The 22,763-nt window shown below is 57.5% G+C and carries 17 protein-coding genes; 13 read left to right on the forward strand and 4 right to left on the reverse strand.

Going from position 1 to position 22,763, the window contains the following annotated elements; all coding sequences use genetic code 11:
- Positions 1 to 292: 292 nt before the first annotated feature.
- The 11 genes from IEX10_RS11480 to IEX10_RS11530 all read left to right on the forward strand — a co-directional run bounded on the left by IEX10_RS11480 (position 293) and on the right by IEX10_RS11530 (position 12,274).
- Positions 293 to 1,795, forward strand: a complete 1,503-nt coding sequence (locus IEX10_RS11480) for a replicative DNA helicase (protein ID WP_188675159.1) — start codon at positions 293 to 295, stop codon at positions 1,793 to 1,795.
- Positions 1,796 to 1,913: 118 nt separating this feature from the next.
- Positions 1,914 to 2,951 (forward strand): alanine racemase, encoded by a 1,038-nt coding sequence (gene alr / locus IEX10_RS11485; RefSeq protein ID WP_188675163.1) that lies wholly within the window; start codon positions 1,914 to 1,916, stop codon positions 2,949 to 2,951.
- Positions 2,952 to 3,026: 75 nt separating this feature from the next.
- The gene (locus IEX10_RS11490; RefSeq protein ID WP_188675166.1) at positions 3,027 to 3,821 is read left to right on the forward strand and encodes an MlaE family ABC transporter permease; all 795 of its coding nucleotides are present in this window, start codon (positions 3,027 to 3,029) and stop codon (positions 3,819 to 3,821) included.
- Positions 3,818 to 4,564 (forward strand): ABC transporter ATP-binding protein, encoded by a 747-nt coding sequence (locus IEX10_RS11495; protein WP_069299802.1) that lies wholly within the window; start codon positions 3,818 to 3,820, stop codon positions 4,562 to 4,564. Before IEX10_RS11490 ends, IEX10_RS11495 begins: the two co-directional genes overlap by 4 nt.
- A gap of 53 nt (positions 4,565 to 4,617) precedes the next feature.
- Positions 4,618 to 5,061 carry a paraquat-inducible protein A gene (locus tag IEX10_RS11500; RefSeq protein ID WP_188675169.1) on the forward strand — a complete coding sequence of 148 codons (444 nt, stop codon included), beginning with the start codon at positions 4,618 to 4,620 and terminating at the stop codon, positions 5,059 to 5,061.
- A 31-nt stretch (positions 5,062 to 5,092) separates the two neighbouring features.
- The gene (gene radA, locus IEX10_RS11505) at positions 5,093 to 6,466 is read left to right on the forward strand and encodes a DNA repair protein RadA (RefSeq protein WP_188675172.1); all 1,374 of its coding nucleotides are present in this window, start codon (positions 5,093 to 5,095) and stop codon (positions 6,464 to 6,466) included.
- Between the two features lie 13 nt (positions 6,467 to 6,479).
- Positions 6,480 to 7,103: a CvpA family protein gene (locus IEX10_RS11510; protein ID WP_188675175.1), complete on the forward strand. Its 624-nt coding sequence runs from the start codon at positions 6,480 to 6,482 to the stop codon at positions 7,101 to 7,103.
- A gap of 197 nt (positions 7,104 to 7,300) precedes the next feature.
- Positions 7,301 to 8,773 carry an amidophosphoribosyltransferase gene (purF, locus tag IEX10_RS11515; RefSeq protein WP_188675178.1) on the forward strand — a complete coding sequence of 491 codons (1,473 nt, stop codon included), beginning with the start codon at positions 7,301 to 7,303 and terminating at the stop codon, positions 8,771 to 8,773.
- Positions 8,774 to 8,776: 3 nt separating this feature from the next.
- Entirely contained in the window at positions 8,777 to 9,421 is a 645-nt protein-coding gene (locus tag IEX10_RS11520) for an SDR family NAD(P)-dependent oxidoreductase (RefSeq protein ID WP_188675181.1), read from the forward strand.
- A gap of 104 nt (positions 9,422 to 9,525) precedes the next feature.
- On the forward strand, positions 9,526 to 10,917 hold the full coding sequence (locus IEX10_RS11525; protein ID WP_188675184.1) for a sulfatase: 1,392 nt from the start codon (positions 9,526 to 9,528) through the stop codon (positions 10,915 to 10,917).
- A complete protein-coding gene (locus IEX10_RS11530; RefSeq protein WP_188675186.1) occupies positions 10,910 to 12,274 on the forward strand; it encodes a sulfatase in 1,365 nt (454 codons plus the stop codon). Before IEX10_RS11525 ends, IEX10_RS11530 begins: the two co-directional genes overlap by 8 nt.
- Positions 12,275 to 12,349: 75 nt before the next feature.
- Here the strand turns inward: IEX10_RS11530 and der are convergent, their stop codons facing one another.
- From der to IEX10_RS11545, 3 genes are all read right to left on the reverse strand, one after another.
- Complete coding sequence (gene der / locus IEX10_RS11535) at positions 12,350 to 13,843, reverse strand: ribosome biogenesis GTPase Der (RefSeq protein ID WP_188675189.1); 1,494 nt, start codon at positions 13,841 to 13,843, stop codon at positions 12,350 to 12,352.
- Positions 13,844 to 13,906: 63 nt separating this feature from the next.
- Positions 13,907 to 15,199 carry an outer membrane protein assembly factor BamB family protein gene (locus IEX10_RS11540; RefSeq protein WP_188675192.1) on the reverse strand — a complete coding sequence of 431 codons (1,293 nt, stop codon included), beginning with the start codon at positions 15,197 to 15,199 and terminating at the stop codon, positions 13,907 to 13,909.
- 108 nt (positions 15,200 to 15,307) lie between these two features.
- Positions 15,308 to 15,979 (reverse strand): tetratricopeptide repeat protein, encoded by a 672-nt coding sequence (locus tag IEX10_RS11545; RefSeq protein WP_188675195.1) that lies wholly within the window; start codon positions 15,977 to 15,979, stop codon positions 15,308 to 15,310.
- Positions 15,980 to 16,193: 214 nt separating this feature from the next.
- Here IEX10_RS11545 and IEX10_RS11550 point away from each other — a divergent pair, with 214 nt between their 5' ends.
- Positions 16,194 to 17,285, forward strand: coding sequence for an efflux RND transporter periplasmic adaptor subunit (locus IEX10_RS11550; protein WP_188675198.1), 1,092 nt, complete (start codon positions 16,194 to 16,196; stop codon positions 17,283 to 17,285).
- A complete protein-coding gene (locus IEX10_RS11555) occupies positions 17,282 to 20,833 on the forward strand; it encodes an efflux RND transporter permease subunit (protein WP_188675201.1) in 3,552 nt (1,183 codons plus the stop codon). Before IEX10_RS11550 ends, IEX10_RS11555 begins: the two co-directional genes overlap by 4 nt.
- Positions 20,834 to 20,915: 82 nt before the next feature.
- On the opposite strand, the gene IEX10_RS11560 is transcribed toward IEX10_RS11555, so the two are convergent.
- Positions 20,916 to 22,754 (reverse strand): ABCB family ABC transporter ATP-binding protein/permease, encoded by a 1,839-nt coding sequence (locus IEX10_RS11560; protein WP_188675204.1) that lies wholly within the window; start codon positions 22,752 to 22,754, stop codon positions 20,916 to 20,918.
- Positions 22,755 to 22,763: the final 9 nt, after the last annotated feature.

Genomic DNA, 22,763 nt, shown 5'->3' on the forward strand with positions numbered 1-22,763 from the left:
ATCGGATCAGCTTCCGCATCACCGAGACGAGGATTTGCACGCAGACAATCCACACCCGATTCGAGTCCTCATAGAAAAAGCCTAGCACGAATTGTATAGATACAAAAGTTTTCCACTATATTTTGTGGGAGCCCATTTCACGCAGAATTATTTTTCGCTGTGAATTTCCCTGCATAAGCCAGCCGATCCAACCGCTTTTTTCGCCTTATCCACAAGCAACCCGCCGTGTTTTCCAGATTGCCATTTGTCGGCCAATATCCCACATTGCAGACAATCAGAACAAGAGGACGAGATGAGCGGAATCGCAGCAATACCGGAACCCGGCCCAACCCCTGACACAGGCGAGAAATCCAGCCCGCTGCCCCATTCCATTGAGGCAGAACAGGCGCTTCTCGGGGCTTTGCTGGTCAACAACGAAGTCTATGACCGTGTGGCATCGCTGGTGAACGAATCCCACTTCTTTGATCCGGTCCACGGTCGTATCTTCGAAGTAATCGCGCGCCGCATCCAGAAGAACGCGCTCGCCTCTCCGGTGACGATCAAAGCTTTCCTAGAGGATGATCCCGGCCTCGCCGAACTGGGCGGTCCGGCGTATCTGGTTCGTCTTGCAGGGGCTTCTATGTCGGTGTTTGCAGCGCGGGATTATGCGCAGATGATCTATGATATGGCGATCCGGCGCGACCTGATCGCGATTGGTGAAGAAATCAGCGCCAAAGCCACAGAAATCAGCGTTGACGACGAACCAAAAGAGCAGATCGTCGCTGCGGAACAGCGGCTTTATGCGCTTGGCGAACAGGGTAGCGTGGACAGCGGCTTCCAGTCCTTTCTGAAAGCCGTGACCGAAGCGGTCAATGTGGCCAACACTGCCTATCAGCGGGACGGCGGGCTTGCGGGTATTTCCACCGGGCTGAGGGATATGGATGGCAAGCTAGGCGGCTTGCATAAATCCGACCTTCTGATCCTTGCCGGACGCCCCTCTATGGGGAAAACCTCGCTGGCGACCAACATCGCCTATAACATCGCCAAAGCCTATAAGAAGGGCATCACACCCGATGGCAAAGAAGGCGCGATTGAAGGGGGCGTTGTCGGGTTCTATTCGCTTGAGATGTCCGCCGAACAGCTGGCGGCGCGTATTCTGTCCGAAGCATCCGAGGTCGAATCCCACAAGATCCGCGCCGGTGACATGACAGAGGAAGAGTTCCGCCGCTTTGTTGAAGCCGCGAAAAGCCTCGAAAACTGTCCGCTGTTCATCGACGACACCGCCGCCCTGCCGATTTCCCAGCTTGCCGCCCGTGCCCGCCGCTTGAAACGAACCCACGGGCTCGATGTGCTGATCATCGACTATTTGCAGCTTGTCCGCCCCGCCACCGCCAAAGACAGCCGCGTGAACGAGGTATCCGAGATCACCCAAGGCATGAAAGCCATCGCCAAGGAACTGGACATCCCCGTGATCGCCCTGTCCCAGTTGTCCCGTCAGGTGGAAAGCCGCGACGATAAACGCCCGCAACTTTCAGACCTTCGGGAATCCGGCTCGATCGAGCAGGATGCGGACTGTGTCATGTTCGTGTACCGCGGCGAATATTATAAGGAACGGGAAAAACCGGCAGAGCATGAGGCCGAGAAAATGATGACTTGGCAGGCCGAAATGGAAGACCTGATGGGAAAGGCCGAAGTGATCATCGGCAAGCAGCGTCACGGTCCTATCGGGTCTGTCGATCTGGCATTTGAGGGCCGTTTCACCCGCTTTAGCGATCTCGCCAAACCTTGGCAAAGAGACCGCGAAGAAGAATATTAAGGTTAAATCACAGGCTTGGGGGGGTCCTTTCGTCTGTGTCGCAACCGCACAGGTTTAAATCCTCTTGACCTCTGCAAGGCTCTGGTGTCCCTACAAATCAAGATAAAAGGAACACGCCATGGCTGTAGCGACACTTACGATTGATCTGAACTCCCTAGTCGAAAACTGGCGCGCGCTCGACGCTGTGTCGGCAGATGCCGTTGAAACCGCTGCCGTGGTGAAAGCGGACGGTTATGGACTGGACGCGGGACGGGTCGCAGCTGCACTGGCGAAAGGTGGGGCAAAAACATTCTTTGTTGCCGTAGCCGAAGAAGGCGTCGCCGTCCGCAAGGCTGTTGGTGCGGAGCCAGAAATCTATGTCTTTTCAGGCTGTTGCGGTGAAGATGCCGCGCTTCTTAACTCCCACGACCTGATCCCGCTGCTGAACTCTCCTGAACAGGTTTATCAGTTCCTCCCAAGTGCCAAACCCTTTGGCATCCAACTTGATTCTGGGATGAACCGGCTTGGTATGGAACCCGAAGAATTCGCTGCCCTCAAAGATCAGATCACTGGCGCCGGCCCCAAACTCGTTATGTCCCATCTGGCCTGTGCTGATGAACCGGAGCACCCCCAAAACAAGGCGCAGCTGGATTGCTTTCGCGCCATGACGGAAGGCTTGACCGCACGCAAATCGCTCTCCGCGACCGGTGGCACGCTGCTGGGGGCTGATTATCACTTCGATCTGAACCGTCCGGGCGTAGGTCTTTACGGCGGTGCCCCTTTCGTAGACGCCAAAGCGGTGGTGCGCCTGTCGATCCCCGTGATCCAGACAAGAACAGTGCGGGAAGGCGAAACCGTCGGCTATGGCGCAAACTGGACTGCACAGCGCGACAGCAAGGTCGCCACGATTGCATCCGGCTATGCAGACGGCCTGATCCGCGGCATCGGCAACGGCACCCTGAACCTTTACGCCGGTGACACCCCTTGCCCGTTGATCGGCCGCGTTTCTATGGACCTCATCACCGTGGATGTAACGGACCTAGATCACGTTCCCGATCACCTTGACCTGCTGAACGATACGCAAACCGTCGATCACCTCGCTGATGCCGCAGGTACCATTGGCTATGAAATCCTCACCTCTCTTGGCGCGCGTTACAATCGCGTCTACAAGGGGTGAAACAGCATCGCTGACTCGCAAATCCGGCAGGATTTTAAGCCTGAAACCGGTAAGAAGCGTAAAAAAGGGTAGATTATGCAGGCACTTACATTCCTAGACGCATTTCTGGGCAGTATCGGGCGTTCCGTGCTGGGCCTTTGCGCTGCAATCGGGCGCATTGCCATGTTTGCCGTTCTGACCATCAGCCACCTGCTGCGCCCGCCCTTTTATCTGGCGGAATTTGGCCGACAACTGCTGCACATCGGTTACTTCTCTCTGCCTGTTGTGGGTTTGACGGCCCTGTTCACTGGCGGGGCGCTGGCCTTGCAAATCTATTCCGGCGGTGCGCGTTTCAGCGCCGAGGCTGTGGTCCCGTCCGTGGTGGCCATCGCGATGGTGCGTGAACTCGGCCCTGTGCTTAGCGGTTTGATGGTTGCGGGTCGGGTCTCTTCCTCTATTGCTGCAGAACTTGGTACCATGCGCGTGACTGAACAGATCGACGCGCTGACAACTCTGTCCACAAACCCGATGAAATATCTGGTGGTGCCCCGCGTGCTCGCCGCGACCATCGCAATGCCGATCCTTGCCTTTATCGGGGATGTGATTGGCATCATGGGCGGCTTTTTGGTGGGCACACAACGGCTGGACTTTAACGCCGCCACATACATCAACAACACGTGGAGCTTTCTGGAGTTCGAAGACATTTTCTCGGGCCTAGTCAAAGCCGCCGCCTTCGGGTTCATCGTCGCGCTGATGGGGTGCTACCACGGCTATAACTCGGGCCGCGGTGCGCAGGGTGTGGGCCGTGCCACAACTAACGCCGTAGTCAGCGCCAGCGTGCTGATCCTTGCTGCCAACTACCTTCTGACAGAGATATTCTTCACCTCATGATACAGCTTATCAACGTCAAAAAATCATTTGGAAACAACCACGTCCTGCGCGGTGTTAACCTTACCATCGAACAGGGCGAAAGCATGGTGATCATTGGCGGATCGGGCACCGGAAAATCGGTTGCGCTGAAATCCGTGCTCGGTCTTGTGCAACCGGACAGCGGCCAGATCCTTGTGAACGGGGCTGACACAACCGAAGGCGACCGCGATGCGTTTCTGGCCCAGTTCGGTATGTTGTTTCAGGGCGGTGCCCTGTTTGACAGTCTCTCGGTCTGGCAAAATGTGGCTTTCCGTCTGCTGCGCGGCAAAGGCAAACTGTCCAAATCCGACGCGCGCGACGTGGCCATCGAAAAGCTGCGCCGCGTGGGACTGAAACCCGAAGTTGCAGACCAGTTCCCTGCCGAACTTTCAGGCGGCATGCAAAAACGTGTCGGCCTCGCCCGCGCCATTGCTGCGGAACCGGACATCATCTTCTTTGACGAACCCACCACCGGACTCGACCCGATCATGTCAGGGGTGATCAACGAACTGATCCGCGAAATCGTCGTCGAAATGGGCGCAACCGCCATGACCATCACCCACGATATGTCATCCGTCCGCGCCATTGCCGATAAAGTTGCCATGCTCCACGAAGGGGTTGTCCAATGGACCGGCCCAGTATCCGAAATGGACAGCAGCGGCGATCCCTACCTTGACCAGTTCATAAACGCCCGCGCCGAAGGCCCGATTGAAGCCGTGCGCTAATCCGCTTCAATGTTCCCTAAATACTCACCCGTCCCCAGCCGCCAGTGGCACCGATGCTCAAAGCCGCCAACCTCTGCCTTCTAATCCTCTTCCCCGTCGCATGGTTCGCACCACTGCTGCGGGCGGGATTGCTGCCGTTCTTTGCGCTTGATGAAATCAGCGTGATCTCCGGCCTTCAGGCGTTGTGGGAGAAGGACGTCTTCCTCGCGCTTCTTGTCACTTTACTCGCACTGGTGGCGCCGCTTGCTAAGGTGATCGGCACAGCACTGATACAGTTCAACCTGATGTCGCCCCGCCTTAAGCCGGTCCTGACCACCCTTGGCCGCCTTGCGATGGCGGATGTATTTCTCATCGCGATTTACATCGTTGCAGCCAAAGGAATTGGCGTCGGGCGTCTTGAAACCGGCTGGGGATTATACCTCTTTACTGCCTGCGTGCTCGGCTCTTACGCCATCACCCTTATCGACAAATCGCAGGACCCCGATCAAAGAGCTTGATCCTTGCACCCCCTTTGGCCTATCTGCGCCCATGGCCAAACAAACTCTCGCTTTTTCCTGCTCTGCCTGCGGTGCCTCCCACAAAAAATGGGCGGGGCGCTGTGATGCGTGTGGCGAATGGAATTCCATTCAGGAACAAGCTCCGCTGGCCGCTGGTCCCAAAGGCAAAACCATCGGCGCCACCAAGGGCCGCCGGATCGAATTGTCCGACCTCACTACCAAAGACGCTCCACTTCCCCGCGCGAATTGCGGCATAGAGGAACTGGACCGTGTGCTGGGCGGCGGTTTGGTCCCTGCCTCGGCTATTCTGGTGGGGGGCGATCCGGGAATCGGGAAATCCACCCTTCTGCTTCAGGCCACGGCGCGGTTCGCCATGACCGGCAAGAAAGCGATTTATGTTTCGGGCGAGGAAGCCGCCAGCCAGATCAGAATGCGGGCACAGCGGCTCGGCCTGACCAAGGCTCCGGTGCAGCTTGCGTCCGAAACCAACTTGCGGGACATCCTGACAACACTGGAGGCGGAGAAGCCCGATCTGGTGGTGATTGATTCGATCCAGACCATGTGGGCGGATCACATCGACAGTGCGCCAGGGTCTGTGTCACAGGTCCGCGCCGTTGCCCATGAACTGACCACATTTGCCAAAAGCCGCGGTGTGGCGGTGATCCTTGTGGGCCACGTCACCAAAGAGGGCCAGATCGCTGGTCCGCGTGTGGTGGAACACATGGTGGATACGGTCCTTTATTTTGAGGGCGAACGCGGCCACCAGTTCCGCATCTTGCGCGCTGTAAAGAACCGCTTTGGTCCCGCGGATGAGATCGGCGTGTTCCAGATGACCGGTGCGGGGCTGGAAGAAGTCACCAACCCGTCCGCACTGTTCCTGTCGGATCGTGAAAAACCGGCCCCCGGATCGGTGGTTTTCGCCGGAATTGAGGGCACGCGCCCTTTGCTGGTGGAAATTCAGGCGCTCGTCGCGCAATCCGCGCTCGCCAATGCACGTCGCACGGTGGTGGGCTGGGACAGCGGGCGTCTCTCCATGATCCTCGCCGTGCTGGAATCCCGCGCAGGTTTGTCCTTTGCGGGGATGGACGTATATCTCAACGTGGCAGGCGGGATGCGGATTTCCGAACCCGCTGCCGACCTTGCTGTGGCGGCGGCACTGATTTCTGCTCGTCAAGACACCAGCCTTCCGGGCGATCTGGTGGTTTTCGGAGAAATCAGCCTGTCTGGTGGCTTGCGCCCTATTTCGCAGGCCGAAGCCCGTCTGAAAGAGGCGATGAAACTCGGGTTTAGTGGCGCGTTTGCGCCATCCCGTATGAAACTTGCCAGCACATCTGGCATGACGTTAAAAAAAGTGAATGATGTGGCTACGTTTATCGCTGATTGTTTTGGCGACATAGAGGCCTGAAGAAGAGGATACCATGGAAGGTTTCACACTGGTAGACGGCGGCGTTGCTGTCGTTGTTCTAATTTCGGCCATACTGGCCTACTCGCGCGGCTTTGTACGCGAAGTCCTGTCTATCGCTGGATGGATCATCGCCGCTGTGGTGGCCTATGTCCTCACACCGCAGGTGGAACCTCTGGTGAAGGAAATACCGGTTGTTTCCGATATTATCGGCGGGTCTTGCGTGTTGTCCCTGATAGTCGCCTTCGCGATTATCTTTGCGGTTGCGTTGATCGTCGTCTCCATCTTCACGCCGCTGTTTTCCGGCATGATCCAACAATCGGCCATTGGCGGCGTGGATCAGGGAATCGGGTTCCTGTTTGGCGTGGCACGGGGGCTGTTGTTGGTGCTGATTGCCTTCATATTATACGACAACATCTTCCCTGCCGGTGATCGTCTGGAGATCGTTGAAAACAGCAAATCCCGCGCGGTTCTGTCTGACAGTCAGGCCCGACTGGCCGAGATGCTGCCAACCGAAGTGCCGACTTGGCTGCAAGACCGTTACGAGTCCTTTGTTGGCACCTGCGGCGGCGTTTCGGACGGTCCGTCCGACACGGGCATCACCACGCCACCGGCCACTGACAACAGCTCTGAAACCTAAGCATTCCTTGCAGGGCGTCGGTCCTGCAAGCCAATTTCAAAACGCGCGCCGTGGGTCCACTGGCGCGCGTTTTTATGTTCGCGTCACGCTGTGCGCTGCGACATTTGGTATGACGTTTTGATGAACACTCTGCCATAGACGTCTGGCACCTTGCGGGTTATACCCTGCCTACCTGCTGCCAATCTCGGAATCTCCCCATGCTGAGCCAGACCAAGCCGTTTCTTTCCCATCCATTTGACGACGACAAACTGAAAGAGGAGTGTGGCGTATTCGGCGTAATCGGCGTTCAAGACGCTGCCAATTTTGTCGCCCTCGGGCTGCACGCCTTGCAACATCGTGGGCAGGAAGCCGGAGGCATTGTTGCCTATGACGCGGAACACGGCTTTAACAGCGCGCGGCGCTTTGGCTATGTGCGCGATAACTTCACCAAAGCGTCGCTGATGGAAACCCTGCCCGGTTCAAATTCCATTGGCCATGTGCGATATTCTACATCCGGTTCCAAAGGCCAGACCGCCATCCGCGATGTGCAGCCCTTCTTCGGAGAGTTCTCGCTTGGTGGTTGCGCGATTGCCCATAACGGCAACCTGACAAATGCTGAATCCTTGCGCAAGGAACTGATCTCGCGCGGGTCGATCTTTCAGTCTTCGTCAGACAGCGAATGTATCATCCACCTGATCGCACGGTCCTATCAATCCACCCTGCCTGAACGCCTGAAAGACGCGCTGCGCCGTGTTGAAGGCGCGTTTTCCGTCATCGCCCAGACCCGCACCAAACTGATCGGTGTGCGCGATGCGCTGGGTGTGCGGCCTTTGGTGCTCGGCAAACTGGCAGACGGTTGGGTTCTGTCATCCGAGACCTGTGCCCTTGACATTATCGGCGCGGAATTCATCCGCGAAGTGGAACCGGGCGAGATGATCATCGCTTCGGCCAACGGCATTGAAAGCTCTTATCCCTTCGAAAAAGCCAAACCACGCCCCTGTATCTTTGAACATGTCTACTTCTCCCGTCCTGACAGCATCCTCGGCGGCCAATCCGTCTATGAGACCCGCCGCCGGATCGGTGTGGAACTGGCCAAGGAAGCGCCAGTTGAGGCAGATCTCGTCTGTCCTGTACCGGATTCCGGCACACCTGCCGCTATCGGCTTTTCACAGGAAAGCGGCATCCCTTACGCGATGGGTATCATTCGCAACCAGTATATGGGTCGGACCTTTATTGAACCGACAGAGCAGATCCGCAACATGGGTGTGCGCCTGAAACTGAACGTGAACCGCGCGCTGATCAAAGGCAAGCGGGTCATTCTGGTAGACGACTCTGTTGTGCGGGGCACGACGTCGCGCAAGATCAAGGAAATGATTCTGGATGCAGGCGCTGCCGAGGTCCACTTCCGCATTGCGTCCCCCCCCACAGCTTGGCCCTGTTTCTACGGCGTGGATACGCCGCAGCGAGAAAAACTGCTCGCCGCCACCATGAGCGAGGAAGAAATGCGCCACCATCTGGAAGTGGCCTCGTTGAAGTTTGTCACGCTCGATGGATTGTACCGCGCCTGTGGTGTTGAAACCGGTCGTGACAAAGCGTCTCCGGCCTATTGTGACGCCTGTTTCAGCGGTGAATATCCTGTGAAACCCGTGGACCAGATTGAAAACGGCTTTCTGATGAAAGCGGCGGAGTAAGACGTGACCCAACCTATTTCTCTCGTTACCGGCGCATCGCGCGGGCTGGGCGCTGCTACGGCAGAAGCTTTGGCCGCAAAGGGCCACCATGTAATCGCGCTTGCCCGTACAACCGGCGCTTTGGAAGAACTGGATGACCGAATCCAAGCCAAAGGCGGCACCACCACGCTGGTTCCGCTGGATGTGAAAGACGAAGAGGCAGTCAAACGCCTGTGCATCTCTATTTACGAGCGTTGGGGCGGGCTGGATCTGTGGGTGCATTGTATCAACCACGCACCACCCCTGTCGCCCGCAAATCATGCGGCACAGAAAGACTGGGACAACACGTTCAACACCAACGTGCGCATGGCGCAGCAGTTGATTGTGAACATCGACCCATTGCTGGAAGCTCGCAAAGGCACCGCTGTACACTGCCACGACCCCCGCGCCGGAGAGAAATTCTTCGCGGCTTATGGCGCCTCTAAGGCGGCACAGAAGGCCCTGTTTGACAGTTGGGCGGCCGAAGGTGCGGGACGCGGACGCAAGGTTGTCAGCTTTGAACCGGCCCCGATGCCAACCGCCACACGGGCGCGGTTCTACCCGGGTGAAGACCGCGGCGCACTGACATCCTGTGCGACGGAAGCCGCACGCCTCGTCGCGCTGCTCTGAACCCCATCGCCTGATCTGACAGACCTCAAGGTCGGGGTGCAATCCCCCTTCCCTTTTGCGATCGTTTCCAGCAGACTGCCCGAAAACAGTCCGCAGGCATGGTAGTGAGTACATCAAACGTCAAAAACATCCTCTTCCTGTCGATTGAGGACCTGAACGACTGGATCGAACCGCTGGGCGGTCATCCGGACACAATCACCCCGAATCTGACCCGACTCGCCGCCCGCGCACAGGTGTTCCAAAACGCTTACGCAGAGGCGCCAGCCTGCTCTCCCAGCCGCACATCCACCTTGTTTGGCCGCCATCCGTGGTCCACCGGCGTCTATGCTAACAACCACAAATGGCACGATTATTTCGAACCGGGCGCGCGCAAATCCCTTGTAGGACAATTCCGTGATGCAGGGTTTGAAACACACGGCGCGGGCAAGGTTTTCCACGTCGCACCCAAGCACTTCGATCACAGCGACTGGACCAGTTACAATGACATCCGGATCGAGGGGGTTGAACCGATCAGCAAAACCCGCAAGTCCGGCAAGGTCGGCCCCTACACGGATTTTGGTCCGCTTGACGAAGGCCACCTGCAATACGACGATCACAACACCGAATGGCTGGTGAACCGTCTGCACCCCGGTGCCATTGGCCAGTTCTGGGCGCTCGGGCTGTATCGTCCGCATCTTCCCTTTCTTGTGCAGCAAAAGTATTTCGACCGCTTCCCTGATGAAGTTGCCGATCCACCGGGGTTGGGCCTGAACCGCTTTGATCCCGCAAACACCTCGCTTCACGATCCGCTGCCGGAGTCTGGCAAAACAATTGCGAATGATTCTGCGATGTTACGGCGGATTCTGGGGCGGAATGATGAATACAAAGACCTGCTGAAGGCTTACCTCGCCTCGATCAATTACGCCGATGAACTGCTTGGGCACGTGCTCGACCGGATGGACGCCTGCAACCTGTGGGATAACACGCTGGTGGTGCTTTGGTCTGATCACGGCTGGCAGTTGGGCGAGAAACTGGCCTTCCGCAAGTTCACCCTGTGGGAAAGAGCGCTGAGGGTGCCTTTGATGTTCGCAGGGGCCGGAATTGAGGCCGGAAAAGTGAACGAGCCCGTGTCGCTTTGTGATATTGCCCCGACCCTTTTTGCCCGCGCAGGGCTTTTGACGCCTGAACAGTTTGAAGGGCAGGATCTCTCCCCCGCACTTGATCACAGCGACGGGGAACTGCGCGGCTATGCAGCGGCGGTCTGGGGGCGCGATTTTAAGACAGACAGCCCAAAACTCGCCATGTCCGCGCGATCCCACACCCACCGTTACATCCTGTACTGGGACGGCGGAGAGGAGCTTTACGACCACTGCGCCGACCCGTTTGAACATGTGAACCTGCTGGCCGATCCTGCCGCTGTCAAGGACCCCGAACTTGCCGCGCTGCGAGAGGCCCATCAGTTGATGCTGCCCGAAGATTTTGCCATCCCTGTATCGCAGACAACCTTCCGTGGATAAGCCGCGCCAGAATATCCTGCTGTTCTCGATCGAGGATTTGAACGACTGGATCGAACCCCTTGGCGGGCATCCCGATGCGATTACCCCGAACCTGTCACGGCTGGCAAAACGGGCCGCTGTTTTTACCCAAGCCTATAGTCCGGCGCCTGCGTGCTCGCCCGCGCGGACCGCAGCGCTGTTTGGGCAAAACCCTTGGGAAACAGGTATTTATGAGAACAAGCATAAGTGGCACCACCATTATCCAAAGGGGAAACGCCTGTCCATTGTCGGGCATATGCGCAGCGCCGGTTTTGAAACGCACGGGTTGGGCAAAGTGTTTCACGTCAACAAACCCCAATTCGATTACGAGGATTGGGACAGCTTCCCCCAAAGCAATTCCGAACTGTTCTCCCCCATCAGCCGCCTTGCGAAAACCGGAAAATTCGGGCCGTCGATTGATTTTGGGGCCATTCCTGACAGGGATGACCTTTACGACGATGTGAACACCAGTGCGATGATCGAACGGATGACGCGCGGCAGTCAGGGGCAGTTCTGGGCCTTGGGCCTGTACCGTCCGCACCTGCCCTTTGTCGTCCCGCAGCGGTTCTTTGACATGCTGCCTGATACAGTCGCCAATCCGCCAGGTCTGGGGCAGAACAGTTTCGATCCAACCGCCGAGGCGCCCCAATCGGGGTTATCCGAAGCTGGTAAAGCCTATGCCAACAGCCGCGCCCAGTTTCGCCGGATCGTAAACAGGACGGGTGAGTATCAGGACTTCCTCAAAGCCTACCTCGCCTCTGTCGCTTATGCGGATTATCTGCTTGGACGGGTGCTCGATCATATGGACGCGACGGGACTGTGGGAAACCACGACCCTGCTGCTTTGGTCCGATCACGGCTATCAGCTGGGGGAAAAGCTGGCCTTTCACAAATTTACACTGTGGGAGCGGGCTTTGCGCGTGCCCCTGATGATCGCGGGGCCGGATATTGCACCGGCACGCTATGACGAACCGGTGTCGCTGATCGATATTGCCCCAACGCTGATGTCAGCGGCAGGCCAGCCCCCCGTGCCGCAATTTTCGGGTCAGGATCTGATGCCGCTTGTTAAAGGCGAAAATCCGGCGTGGCGAGGGTATGCGGGTTCGGTCTGGACCCAGCAGAGCAAGGACGGACTGGCGCAAACCGCGCTTTCCGTGCGCAGCCGCACCCATCGTTACATTTTCTATTGGGATGGCTCAGAGGAGCTGTACGATCATCGCAGCGACCCGTTCGAGCATGATAATCTGCTAAAGGGTGGGACCGGATCAACGCCAGCGCTTGCCCTGCGCGAAGAATTCATGGCGTTGCTGCCGGAAGATATGGCAGAGCCAGCCAATTAACCCCGCCGCAGGCTGAAAGTTTTGAAGCCTCCGGCGGGGATATTTCAGGGCCAGAAGAAGCTGGCTTTAAAAGGCTTAGGACTTGGGTTTAACGCCCCGTCCGGCTTCCTTGCGGTAGCGGCCTTCGGTGTGTTTGTTCAGCTTCGTGACCTTCTTTTCCTTCTTGTCCCGATAAGGGTTCTTGTCAGACTGGCTGCGCATATAGAGGCGGATTGGCGTTCCTGGCATGTCAAGATCGGCCCGCAAGCCATTGATAAGATAGCGGTTATAGCTTTCGGGCACCAGATCAGGATGCGAGCACATGATCACGAAACTTGGCGGACGGGTTTTCACCTGAGTCATATACCGCAAGCGGATGCGGCGACCACCGGGTGCGGGCGGCGGGTGCGCCTCTAGCATCAGGGTCAGCCAGCGGTTCAGGCGTGCGGTGCTGATTCGACGGTTCCAGACTTTATGCGCGCTTAGGATAGCGGCATGAAGACGGTCCAGACCCTTGCCCGTGCGCGCGGAAACTGTGACCATCGGTGCGCCGCGCAATTGGGGCAACAGACGGGTGAAGGCTTCGCGGAGTTCCTTCAGCTTGGTCTGTTTTTCGTCTTCGAGATCCCATTTGTTCACCGCAACCACCACAGCGCGGCCTTCCCTTTCAGCAAGGTCGGCAATGCGCAGATCCTGTTGTTCGAACGGAATATCCACATCGAGCAGCACAACTACCACTTCAGAGAATTTAACCGCGCGCAGACCATCAGACACAGAGAGTTTTTCCAGCTTCTCCTGCACTTTGGCACGCTTGCGCATGCCTGCCGTGTCCCAGATCCGGAACGGAATCCCGTCCCAATTCGCATTGGTCGAAATCGCATCGCGGGTGATGCCCGCTTCGGGTCCGGTCAGCAATTTATCCTGACCGAGAATTTTATTAATCAGGGTCGACTTACCCGCATTCGGGCGTCCCACAACCGCGATTTGCAGAGGTTTGGCGGCGGAGTAGGTAATCTCCACATCCTCGTCTTCAAAATCCTCGGGCATGTCAGAGACATCGACGTCGGTTTCAGGCTCTACCTGACGTTCCGCGAATTCTTTGGCGAAAGGCTCCAGCATGCGCAGCAGATCGTCCATACCCTCGCCGTGTTCAGCCGACAGCTGCACAGGTTCCCCAAGGCCGAGCGAAAACGCATCGTAATAACCGGTTTCACCAGCTTTGCCTTCAGCCTTATTCGCACCAAGAATAACGCGGGCGGATTTTTTGCGCAAGATTTCAGCAAACACCTGATCCGCGGGCATGACACCAGCGCGGGCGTCCATCATGAACAGGCAAACGTCAGCCATTTCCACGGCCCGTTCGGTCAGCATCCGCATCCGGCCCTGAAGGCTTTCGTCGGTGGCTTCTTCCAGACCGGCGGTGTCAATCACCGTAAAGCGCAGTGGCCCGAGGCGGGCATCGCCTTCGCGCAGGTCGCGCGTCACACCCGGTTGATCGTCAACCAGTGCGAGTTTGCGTCCAACCAGACGGTTGAACAGGGTGGATTTACCAACATTGGGACGCCCGACTATGGCCAGCGTAAAAGACATGACTAGAAACCTGTGTATGGGTTGAAACCGCGCTCTAACGGATCATGACCCTCTTGGAAAGGCTTATTGATAGGCGTGCAACTGGCCATTGGCCGAGAAGATGTAGAATTTGCCACCTGCAATAGCCGGTTGAGAGGCTGCACCACCGGGAATATCGACAGTTCCCGTCAAAGTCCCATCAGCCGGATTATAGCTGCGCAACAGCCCGTCGCTGCCTGCGACCCAAAGCTGGCCACCGGCCAGAACAGGACCGAAGTAGGCATAGGTTGCTTTCTTGCGCCGGTCCCGTTCCGCTTTGAAATTAGGGAGTTCTGCGGACCAGACCTCAGATCCGTCCGATGCGTTCAGCCGTTTGACAGCAAAACTGTCAGTGATCATGAAGACCGCGCCACCCGCAGGCCAAACTGGCGAATAAGAGCCGTCTTTAGCGGTCCAAAGCCTGTCGCCCGACCGCCGGTCAAGGGCTGCAAGACGGCCTGACTGGTTCGCCACATAAAGTGTCGTGCCGTCAATCACAGGATCGCCCGAAATGTCAGAAACGAGATTGCGCGCCTGTCCTTTATTGCTGCCCGTCACAGTCGTGGACCAAGCCCGCAGACCGTTGCTGGTCACCGCGCCGACGATTTCACCCGAAGCAAACGGCAGAACCGCCAGTTTGCCAGCAGCCGCAGGCGCACCCGCCCCTGCAATGCCGGATGTATCGCCCGGGCTCAGTTGTTGCCAAAGCAAACGTCCGTTGGAAATATTAAGACCAATCGCCACGTTATTTCTGGCAACGGCAACCACCACGTCCCCCACGATCAGCGGATCGCTGGAAATTGCGCCATTCATCTGATGGCGCCAACGGATGTTGCCTGTGGTCGCATCCGCAAGGATCACTTCGCCGTGGCCGGTGGTGATCGCAAGCACGCCATTGGCATAGACCACGCCACCACCCGATACTTCGCCTTTTTTCTCGTTTGGCGGGGTCAGATCGCGGGTCCACACCGACTGTCCGGTCAGGCTGAACGCCCGAAGGGATCCATCAGAATCTATGGAATAAACACGTCCGCCGCCAATCACAGGGCTGGCGGTGATGGCGTTCTTGCGGCTGTTTCCAGCCCCGATCCCAACGCTCCAGACCCGTGAAAGACTGCGGCCAAGCGCAGGGTGGCGGATCAAATGCTGTGCAGATCCGTTGCGATGGGTCCATTCAGCGTTCACGGCAGGCGCGCGCAAGGCCAGTTTGTCAACCCGCGTCGGCTCCACCTGTGCCCCTTCGGGCAGGAACGGTTCACGCAGGTCAAGACGTTCGCCCGGCAGCGGCGGTTCCTGTTGGGAACAGGCCACAAGCGCAGTTCCAAGCAGCAGAGACATCGTCAGCGCGCGTCCGAATTTGCTTGTTCTTGTTAATTTACGACTGGTTACCACTTGCTCGGCCCCGATCTTTGATTGATCCTGTTGTATCTGCGATTGTGCCGTTTTTTACTCGGAAAGCAATTGGGACGTTGCCGGAATTTCCGCACCCAAAGCGACCAGAACCTGAGAGGCACGGTTGCGCAGCGCGTCTGTGGCCTCGCTGTCCTGCACCAGTTCGGTATAAAGCGCGATTGCGGCGTCTTTATCATCAGCGGCCAACGCGGAGATTGCCTGTTGTTCCAATGCAAGCGGGCGATAGATCGCACCGGGTGCAGCCAAATCGTCGAGCACGGCCTGACGCGCGGCGGCATCCATTGCAGTTCCTTGAAGGATTACGGATTTTAGCCGCGCCAGTTCGGTATAGATCGGTCCGGCATCGCTGCTGGCAACCGCATCATAGGCCGCAACTGCGCCATCGATATCACCGGCCTCTGCCAGTTCTGCAGCACGGCGCAAATCCACAATAACCGCTGCTGGACCAGCCTCGGGCGTGAGTGCAGCCAGCGCATCAGCACGGGCGGAGGGTTCAGGAGCGTCCAGCGCTGCCGCAAACTGATCGCCACGGGCCTGCGCATCCGAAGCAAGGCTCGCTTTTTGCCATTCCAGATAACCGGTCACCCCGACAGCACCAACCACAAGCAAAACAGCAATCCAGCCGTATTTGCGGACGTATTTATACAATTGGTCGCGCCGAACTTCCTCGGTGACTTCTTCAATAAAGGAATCGCTATCGCTCACAGTTGTCTCCTGACCCGAATTCGGGCGGACAATACTGCGAAGCAGGCAAGTTTGCCAAGGCGCATTTGCAACAACTGGCCCGTTCGGGATAAGAAATGGCCCCTTGACGCACAACCTTGCCTTGTCAGCAAGGGTTCCCCCCCCTATTCAGAGAGCACTGCTTATTTACGCCAATCGCCGCGCAATGGGTGCTGCGATGCAAAGAGGTTTCTACATGCGTTTTACCCCGTTGCTGACAGCCACGCTCGTCTGTGCCTTTACTTATATGCTCATTCTTGAGCGCGACGCCCTGCTGGCCTTTGCCGGAGCAGAACCCGAGCCGGCATCTGAAGAAACTGTTGAACAACGGATCGAGGACAAGCCGCCGGTTTCTGTGTTGGTGCAAAAGTCCCAAGCCCAGCCGGTGGATCGTGGCATTGTGTTGCGGGGGCAGACGGCTGCTTTCCGCTTACTTGACGTCAAAGCCGAGACCAGCGGGCAGGTAATATCGCCCCCCCTGCGTGCCGGTACACTGGTGGGTGAAGGGGAACTGCTGTGTAAGCTGGATCCTGGCACCCGAGAAGCCACGCTGTCCGAAGCCAAGGCGCGTCTGGCCGAGGCTGAGGCCAACAACAATGTTTCTGCCAGTTTGGTGCAAAAAGGGTATGCGTCCGAAACCACTGCCATTTCGCGGGTGGCCGCCTTACAGGCAGCCCAAGCGGTGGTCGAGCGGGCCAAAAAAGAGCTGGAGCAACTGGAAATCCACGCGCCTTTTTCTGGGCTGCTGGAATCCGACACCGCGGAATTTGGCGCCTTGCTGCAAACCGGAGGCACCTGTGCGCGGGTGATCGCGTTGAACCCGATCAAGCTGGTGGGCTATGCCACGGAACAACAGGTGCAGCGCATTTCAGTGGGGGGGCTGGCTGGTGCGCGGCTGATTGGCGGACAAGAAGTCCGCGGCAAGCTGACCTTTATTTCACGCAGCGCCGATCCCCTGACCCGCACCTTCCGCGTCGAAGTGACCGTTCCTAACGAAGACCTGTCGATCCGCGATGGTTCCACGGCTGAAATCTATATCGCGCTGCACGGGGAAACCGGACATTTACTGCCCCAATCCGCCCTTACCCTGAACGATCAAGGGCAACTTGGCGTGCGGATTGTGGACGGAGAAACGGCGGTGTTCAAACAGGTCACGATCCTTAACGAAAGCCCTGACGGTGTTTGGGTCGGCGGTTTGCCGGAACAGGCCGAAGTGATCATTGTCGGGCAGGAATACGTCGTGACGGGGCGGCGCGTGACCGTAACCTATCAGAAGGATGCGTCATGATCGGTATCGTCGATTGGGCCTCGGCCCGCGCACGCATGATCTTTGCGCTGATCGTCCTATCCCTTGGCGCGGGCACGTTTTCTTACATTAACCTACCCAAAGAGGGCGAACCGGACATCGACATTCCGGCCCTATTCGTTTCTGTCCAATTCCCCGGCATTTCGGCGGAGGACAGTGAAAAACTGCTGGTCAAACCGCTGGAAAGCAAGCTGCGCGATCTGGACGGGTTAAAGAAAATTTCCGGCACGGCCGCTGAAAATTACGGCGGGGTGGCGCTGGAGTTTGAATTTGGTTGGGACAAGTCCGCCACCATCGCAGATGTGCGCGACAAGGTTAATCAGGCGCAGGCCGATTTCCCCGAAGACGCAGACCAACCCACCATCAACGAGATCAACTTCTCGGAATTTCCGGTGCTTGTGGTGTCCCTGTCCGGCGCCATTCCCGAACGAACTTTGCTGCGTGTTGTCAAGGACTTGCAGGATAAAGTCGAAGCGCTGACACCCGTGCTGGAGGCCGGTCTGGCGGGCCATCGGGATGAAATGCTCGAGGTGTTGATCGACCCGCTGAAACTAGAGGCTTACAACGTCACCGCTGGCGAGCTGATCAATGTCGTTACCAACAACAACCAGCTGATCGCCGCTGGTGAAGTGGAAACCGCCAATGGTGCGTTTTCGGTCAAAATCCCGTCCGCATTTGATGAGCCACAGGATGTTTACAACCTTCCGGTTAAGGTTAACGGGGATCGGGTGATCACGCTCGGGGATCTCGCAGAAATCCGTCTGACCTTTGAAGATCAGGTGGGCACGGCACGCTATAACGGGCAGACAACCGTGGCGCTGCAAGTGGTCAAGCGCAAAGGCACCAATCTGATCAACGCGGTGCAACTGGTGCGCGACACTGTAGAGGCCTCTCAGGCGGAATGGCCACAAGAGCTGCGCGACAGTATCACTGTCAGCTATTCCATGGACGAAAGCACAAATGTGGCCGATATGGTCAGCCAGCTTGAAGCTTCCGTGCTGACAGCCGTGGCGCTGGTGATGATCGTTGTCCTCGCCGCGCTTGGTGTGCGTTCTGCGCTGCTGGTCGGTTTTGCCATCCCCACGTCGTTCCTGTTGTCCTTTGCAATCATGGCAGTGGCGGGGATTTCTATCTCTAACATCGTGATGTTCGGCCTTATTCTGGCGGTCGGGATGCTGGTGGACGGGGCCATTGTGGTGGTCGAATACGCCGATAAGGAAATCACCCGTGGCGTCGGCCCGATGCGCGCCTATACGGCGGCGGCGAAACGGATGTTCTGGCCGATTGTCTCTTCCACTGCGACCACCCTTTGCGCCTTTTTACCAATGCTGTTCTGGCCCGGTGTTCCCGGGGAGTTCATGGGCAATCTGCCTGTCACCCTGATTTTTGTGCTTTCGGCGTCCTTACTTGTGGCGTTGGTTTACCTGCCGGTTGTCGGCGGTGTGGCAGGGCGGATGTCGGCTATTCTTGGAAGGGTTTCGCTCTGGCTGCGCAAATCGGTACACTGGAGCATTCGTCTGATCCTGATGGTCCTAAGCGCGGTTATCCTGTTCAACGGCATTCTGATGCTACTGCGGGGCGAAATGGCCGGCGCCACCATCGCCGTGCTGCTGGGCTGTTTCGCACTGGCCGCCACGGGCGGATCACTTGGGCCACAGCAAAAGAAGAAGAAGGTTAAGGCCGGTTACAAACGATCCCCGTTTGGCTGGATTATCCACCTGATCGCAGGCAATCCGGTGATGCCGATTGTGACCATCGCAGCGATCGGATTCTTTGTGGTTTCGGTGTTTGGTTACTTTGGGGCCAATTCTAAAGGTGTTGAATTCTTTGTAGAAACCGAACCCGAACGGGCCATCGCCTATGTGCGCGCACGCGGCAACCTCAGCCTTGAGGAAAAGGACAATCTGGTCCGTCAGGTCGAAGCCGAGATCATGCAGGTAGAAGGCGTCGAAAGCCTGTTTGCCTTTGCTGGTGAAGGCGGTCTGAACCAGAATACAGGCGGGGCGATTGCCCCGACTGACAGCATCGGACAGGTGCAGATCGAGCTGGTTAAATGGACCGAACGCCCCCGTGGATCTGGCAATGACATTCTGGATCAGATCAACGAGCGTCTGAAAACCGTGCCCGGCATTCAGGCCGAGATTTCCGAGGCGGCGATGGGTCCGGCCTCTGGCAAGCCGCTCAACCTGCGGGTCACGGGCGACAACTGGGAAGAACTCCAAACCGCTGCGGACACTGTGCGGCGCAAATTCGACAACACCACAGGCCTGATCAAGATCGAGGACACCCGCCCCCTGCCCGGTATCGACTGGCAGATTGACGTGGATGTGGAACAGGCCGGACGCTACGGCGCGGATGTTCTGTCGGTGGGCGCGATGGTGCAGCTTGTGACCCGTGGCCTGATGCTGGACACCATGCGGGTTGAAAGTTCGGACGACGAAATCGAAATACGTGTGCGCCTGCCTGAAAACGACCGTTTGCTGTCTACCATTGATACGCTGCGGGTGCGCACCGCTTCGGGGTTGATTCCGCTCAGCAATTTCATCACCCGCACGCCGGTGGACAAATTAGGACAGATCGACCGTTTTGACACCAAACGCTATTTTGACGTTAAGGCAGATGTTGAAAGCGGCCTGTTTGTAGATGCGGACGGCAATATCGTTTCAGCCGATGCCAAAGGGGCAAAGCCGCTCAACGGAAATCTGGCGATTGAGGCGATGACCAAATGGCTGGAGGAAGACACCCCCCTTCCGCCGAGCGTGGAATGGTCATGGCAAGGGGATCAACAGGATCAGGCAGAATCCGAGGCATTCCTTGGCAAGGCTTTCGCCGGTGCGCTTGGCCTGATGTTTGTCATTCTGCTGGCCCAGTTCAACTCCGTCTACAACTCCATCCTTGTGCTGCTCGCGGTGGTTCTGTCCACCGCAGGCGTGTTGATCGGGATGCTGGTGATGGATCAGACGTTTTCGATCATTATGACCGGCACAGGGATTGTGGCGCTGGCAGGGATCGTGGTGAACAACAACATTGTTCTGATCGACACCTATCAGGAATACGCCGAATATATGCCGCGCCTACAAGCCATTGTGCGCACAGCCGAGGACCGGATTCGCCCTGTTCTGCTGACCACCATCACCACGATGGCAGGGCTGGCGCCGATGATGTTCGGCCTGTCCATCGACTTTTACAATGGCGGCTACTCCATCGACGCGCCAACTGCGCTGTGGTGGAAACAACTTGCCACTGCGGTGGTGTTCGGCCTTGGCATCGCGACCGTTCTAACGCTGGTGTTTACGCCCTCCATGCTGGCCCTGCGGGTCTGGTTCACGACTGGCGCCTACAGTGCCGGTGCGCTGGCGGGCACGCTGCTTGGCGGGCGCAATACGCGGATCGCACAGGATCGCAGGCAGCGCAAACGGGCGCGTAGAACCGGCGCTGGCGAAATCCACTGGGACGAAGCAGACGAAGGCCCTGCCCCTGTGACAGAAATATCCGCCAGCCCCAAACCGCCCCTAAAAGCGGCCGAGTAATCAGGCCCACGCAGAAACGAAAAAGCCCCCGCCAGAGCATCAACTCCGGCGGGGGCTTTTGATTTGGTCGGGCTTACCCCGCTTAGGCTACGGCGCTGTCGTCTTCGTCCTGTTCAGACAGTTGGCGCTGCCACATGCTGTAATAGCGGCCCGCTTGCGCCACCAGTTCGTCGTGGGTGCCCTGTTCAACAACCACACCTTTTTCCAGCACCATGATCCGGTCCGCGTCCACCACAGTAGACAGACGGTGCGCGATGGTAATAACCGAGCGCCCCTGCCCCATTGCCCGCAGACTTTCCTGAATGTCCCGTTCGGTTTCCGTGTCCAGCGCCGAAGTTGCCTCATCCAGCAGCAGGATCGGCGGGTTCTTCAACAGCGTCCGCGCAATGCCGACCCGTTGTTTCTCACCCCCCGACAGCTTTAACCCCCGCTCCCCAACAGCGGTGTCATAGCCTTCGTGCAGGGATTCCACAAAGTCGTGGATTTTTGCGGCCTTGGCAGCAGCGATCACATCCTCGCGGGTGGCCCCTTCACGCCCGTAAGCGATGTTATAACCGATGGTATCGTTGAACAGCACCGTATCCTGCGGCACGATCCCAAGCGCATCGTGCAGGCTGTCTTGCGTCACATCGCGGATATCCTGACCGTCAATTTTAATCGCCCCTCCGTTCACATCATAGAACCGGAACAACAGCCGCCCGATGGTGGATTTGCCCGAACCGGACGGACCGACCACCGCCACCGTTTGCCCCGGCTTCACCACCAGATCGAGCGATTTGAGGATTTGCCGTTCGCCGTTATACCCGAAATCTACCTCTTCAAAGCGGATTTCACCGCCGGACACATCCAACAGCTTGGCGTCCGGCTTGTCGCTCACTTCGGAAGGTTGCTCCAGCAGATCGAACATCTCGCCCATATCCACCAGCGCCTGTCGAATTTCGCGGTAAACCGTACCAAGGAAGTTCAACGGCATGGTGATCTGGATCATATAGGCGTTCACCATCACGAAATCGCCCACCGTCATCTGGCCGTTTTGCACCCCAATCGCGGCCATCACCATAACGATCACCAAACCGGTAGAGATGAAAAGAGACTGTCCAAAGTTCAGAAAGGATAGCGAATAGCTGGTTTTCAGCGCCGCAGATTCGTAGTTTTTCATGCTTTCGTCGTAACGGGCCGCCTCGCGCTTTTCAGCGCCGAAGTATTTCACCGTCTCAAAATTCAGCAGGCTGTCGATGGCCTTCTGGTTCGCATCCGTGTCCTGATCGTTCATTTCCTTGCGGATCTGAACGCGCCATTCGGTCACTTTGAAGGTGAACCAGATATAAAGCCAGATGGTCACAACAACCACCGCCAGATACCAGACATCAAAAACAAAGAACAAAATGCCGCCGATTAGCACCAGCTCCAATATCAGCGGGCCGATGGAAAACAACAAAAAGCGCAACAGAAAGTCCACGCCTTTCACACCCCGTTCAATAATCCGGCTAAGGCCGCCGGTTTTGCGGGTGATGTGATAGCGCAGCGACAGCGCGTGCATGTGTTCAAAGGTTTCAAGCGCGAGTTTGCGCAACGCGCGCTGGCCGACACGGGCAAAAATCGCGTCCCGCAACTGGTTGAACCCCACAGCAAGCAGACGCAGCGCGCCATAAGCCACCGTCAGGCCAACAGCCCCCATCGCCAGCATTGTCGCAGGTGATGCGTCTTCCGCCACCGGTGCCAGCGCATCCACTGCCGCCTTATAGAAAAACGGCGTCACAACCGCGATCAGACGGGCGATCACCAGCACAACCAAAGCCGCAATTACGCGGGTTTTGATCTCGGGTTTGTCGCTCGGCCAAAGATAAGGCATGACCTTTCGGATCGTGCGCATACCGCTTTTGCGATCGATGTCGGACGTAGTGATGGTAGATTTTCGCATCGGATAGCC

It is taken from the genome of Neptunicoccus cionae (assembly GCF_014643735.1).
In the GTDB taxonomy this organism is placed as follows: Bacteria; Pseudomonadota; Alphaproteobacteria; order Rhodobacterales; family Rhodobacteraceae; genus Amylibacter; species Amylibacter cionae.

What these genes read in the sequence shown, in the direction of transcription:
- IEX10_RS11480 (WP_188675159.1), top strand. Translation starts at nt 293, where the DNA reads ATGAGCGGAATCGCAGCAATACCGGAACCCGGCCCAACCCCTGACACA.
- alr (WP_188675163.1), top strand. Translation starts at nt 1,914, where the DNA reads ATGGCTGTAGCGACACTTACGATTGATCTGAACTCCCTAGTCGAAAAC.
- IEX10_RS11490 (WP_188675166.1), top strand. Translation starts at nt 3,027, where the DNA reads ATGCAGGCACTTACATTCCTAGACGCATTTCTGGGCAGTATCGGGCGT.
- IEX10_RS11495 (WP_069299802.1), top strand. Translation starts at nt 3,818, where the DNA reads ATGATACAGCTTATCAACGTCAAAAAATCATTTGGAAACAACCACGTC.
- IEX10_RS11500 (WP_188675169.1), top strand. Translation starts at nt 4,618, where the DNA reads ATGCTCAAAGCCGCCAACCTCTGCCTTCTAATCCTCTTCCCCGTCGCA.
- radA (WP_188675172.1), top strand. Translation starts at nt 5,093, where the DNA reads ATGGCCAAACAAACTCTCGCTTTTTCCTGCTCTGCCTGCGGTGCCTCC.
- IEX10_RS11510 (WP_188675175.1), top strand. Translation starts at nt 6,480, where the DNA reads ATGGAAGGTTTCACACTGGTAGACGGCGGCGTTGCTGTCGTTGTTCTA.
- purF (WP_188675178.1), top strand. Translation starts at nt 7,301, where the DNA reads ATGCTGAGCCAGACCAAGCCGTTTCTTTCCCATCCATTTGACGACGAC.
- der (WP_188675189.1), bottom strand. Translation starts at nt 13,843, where the DNA reads ATGTCTTTTACGCTGGCCATAGTCGGGCGTCCCAATGTTGGTAAATCC.
- IEX10_RS11540 (WP_188675192.1), bottom strand. Translation starts at nt 15,199, where the DNA reads ATGTCTCTGCTGCTTGGAACTGCGCTTGTGGCCTGTTCCCAACAGGAA.
- IEX10_RS11550 (WP_188675198.1), top strand. Translation starts at nt 16,194, where the DNA reads ATGCGTTTTACCCCGTTGCTGACAGCCACGCTCGTCTGTGCCTTTACT.
- IEX10_RS11555 (WP_188675201.1), top strand. Translation starts at nt 17,282, where the DNA reads ATGATCGGTATCGTCGATTGGGCCTCGGCCCGCGCACGCATGATCTTT.
- IEX10_RS11560 (WP_188675204.1), bottom strand. Translation starts at nt 22,754, where the DNA reads ATGCGAAAATCTACCATCACTACGTCCGACATCGATCGCAAAAGCGGT.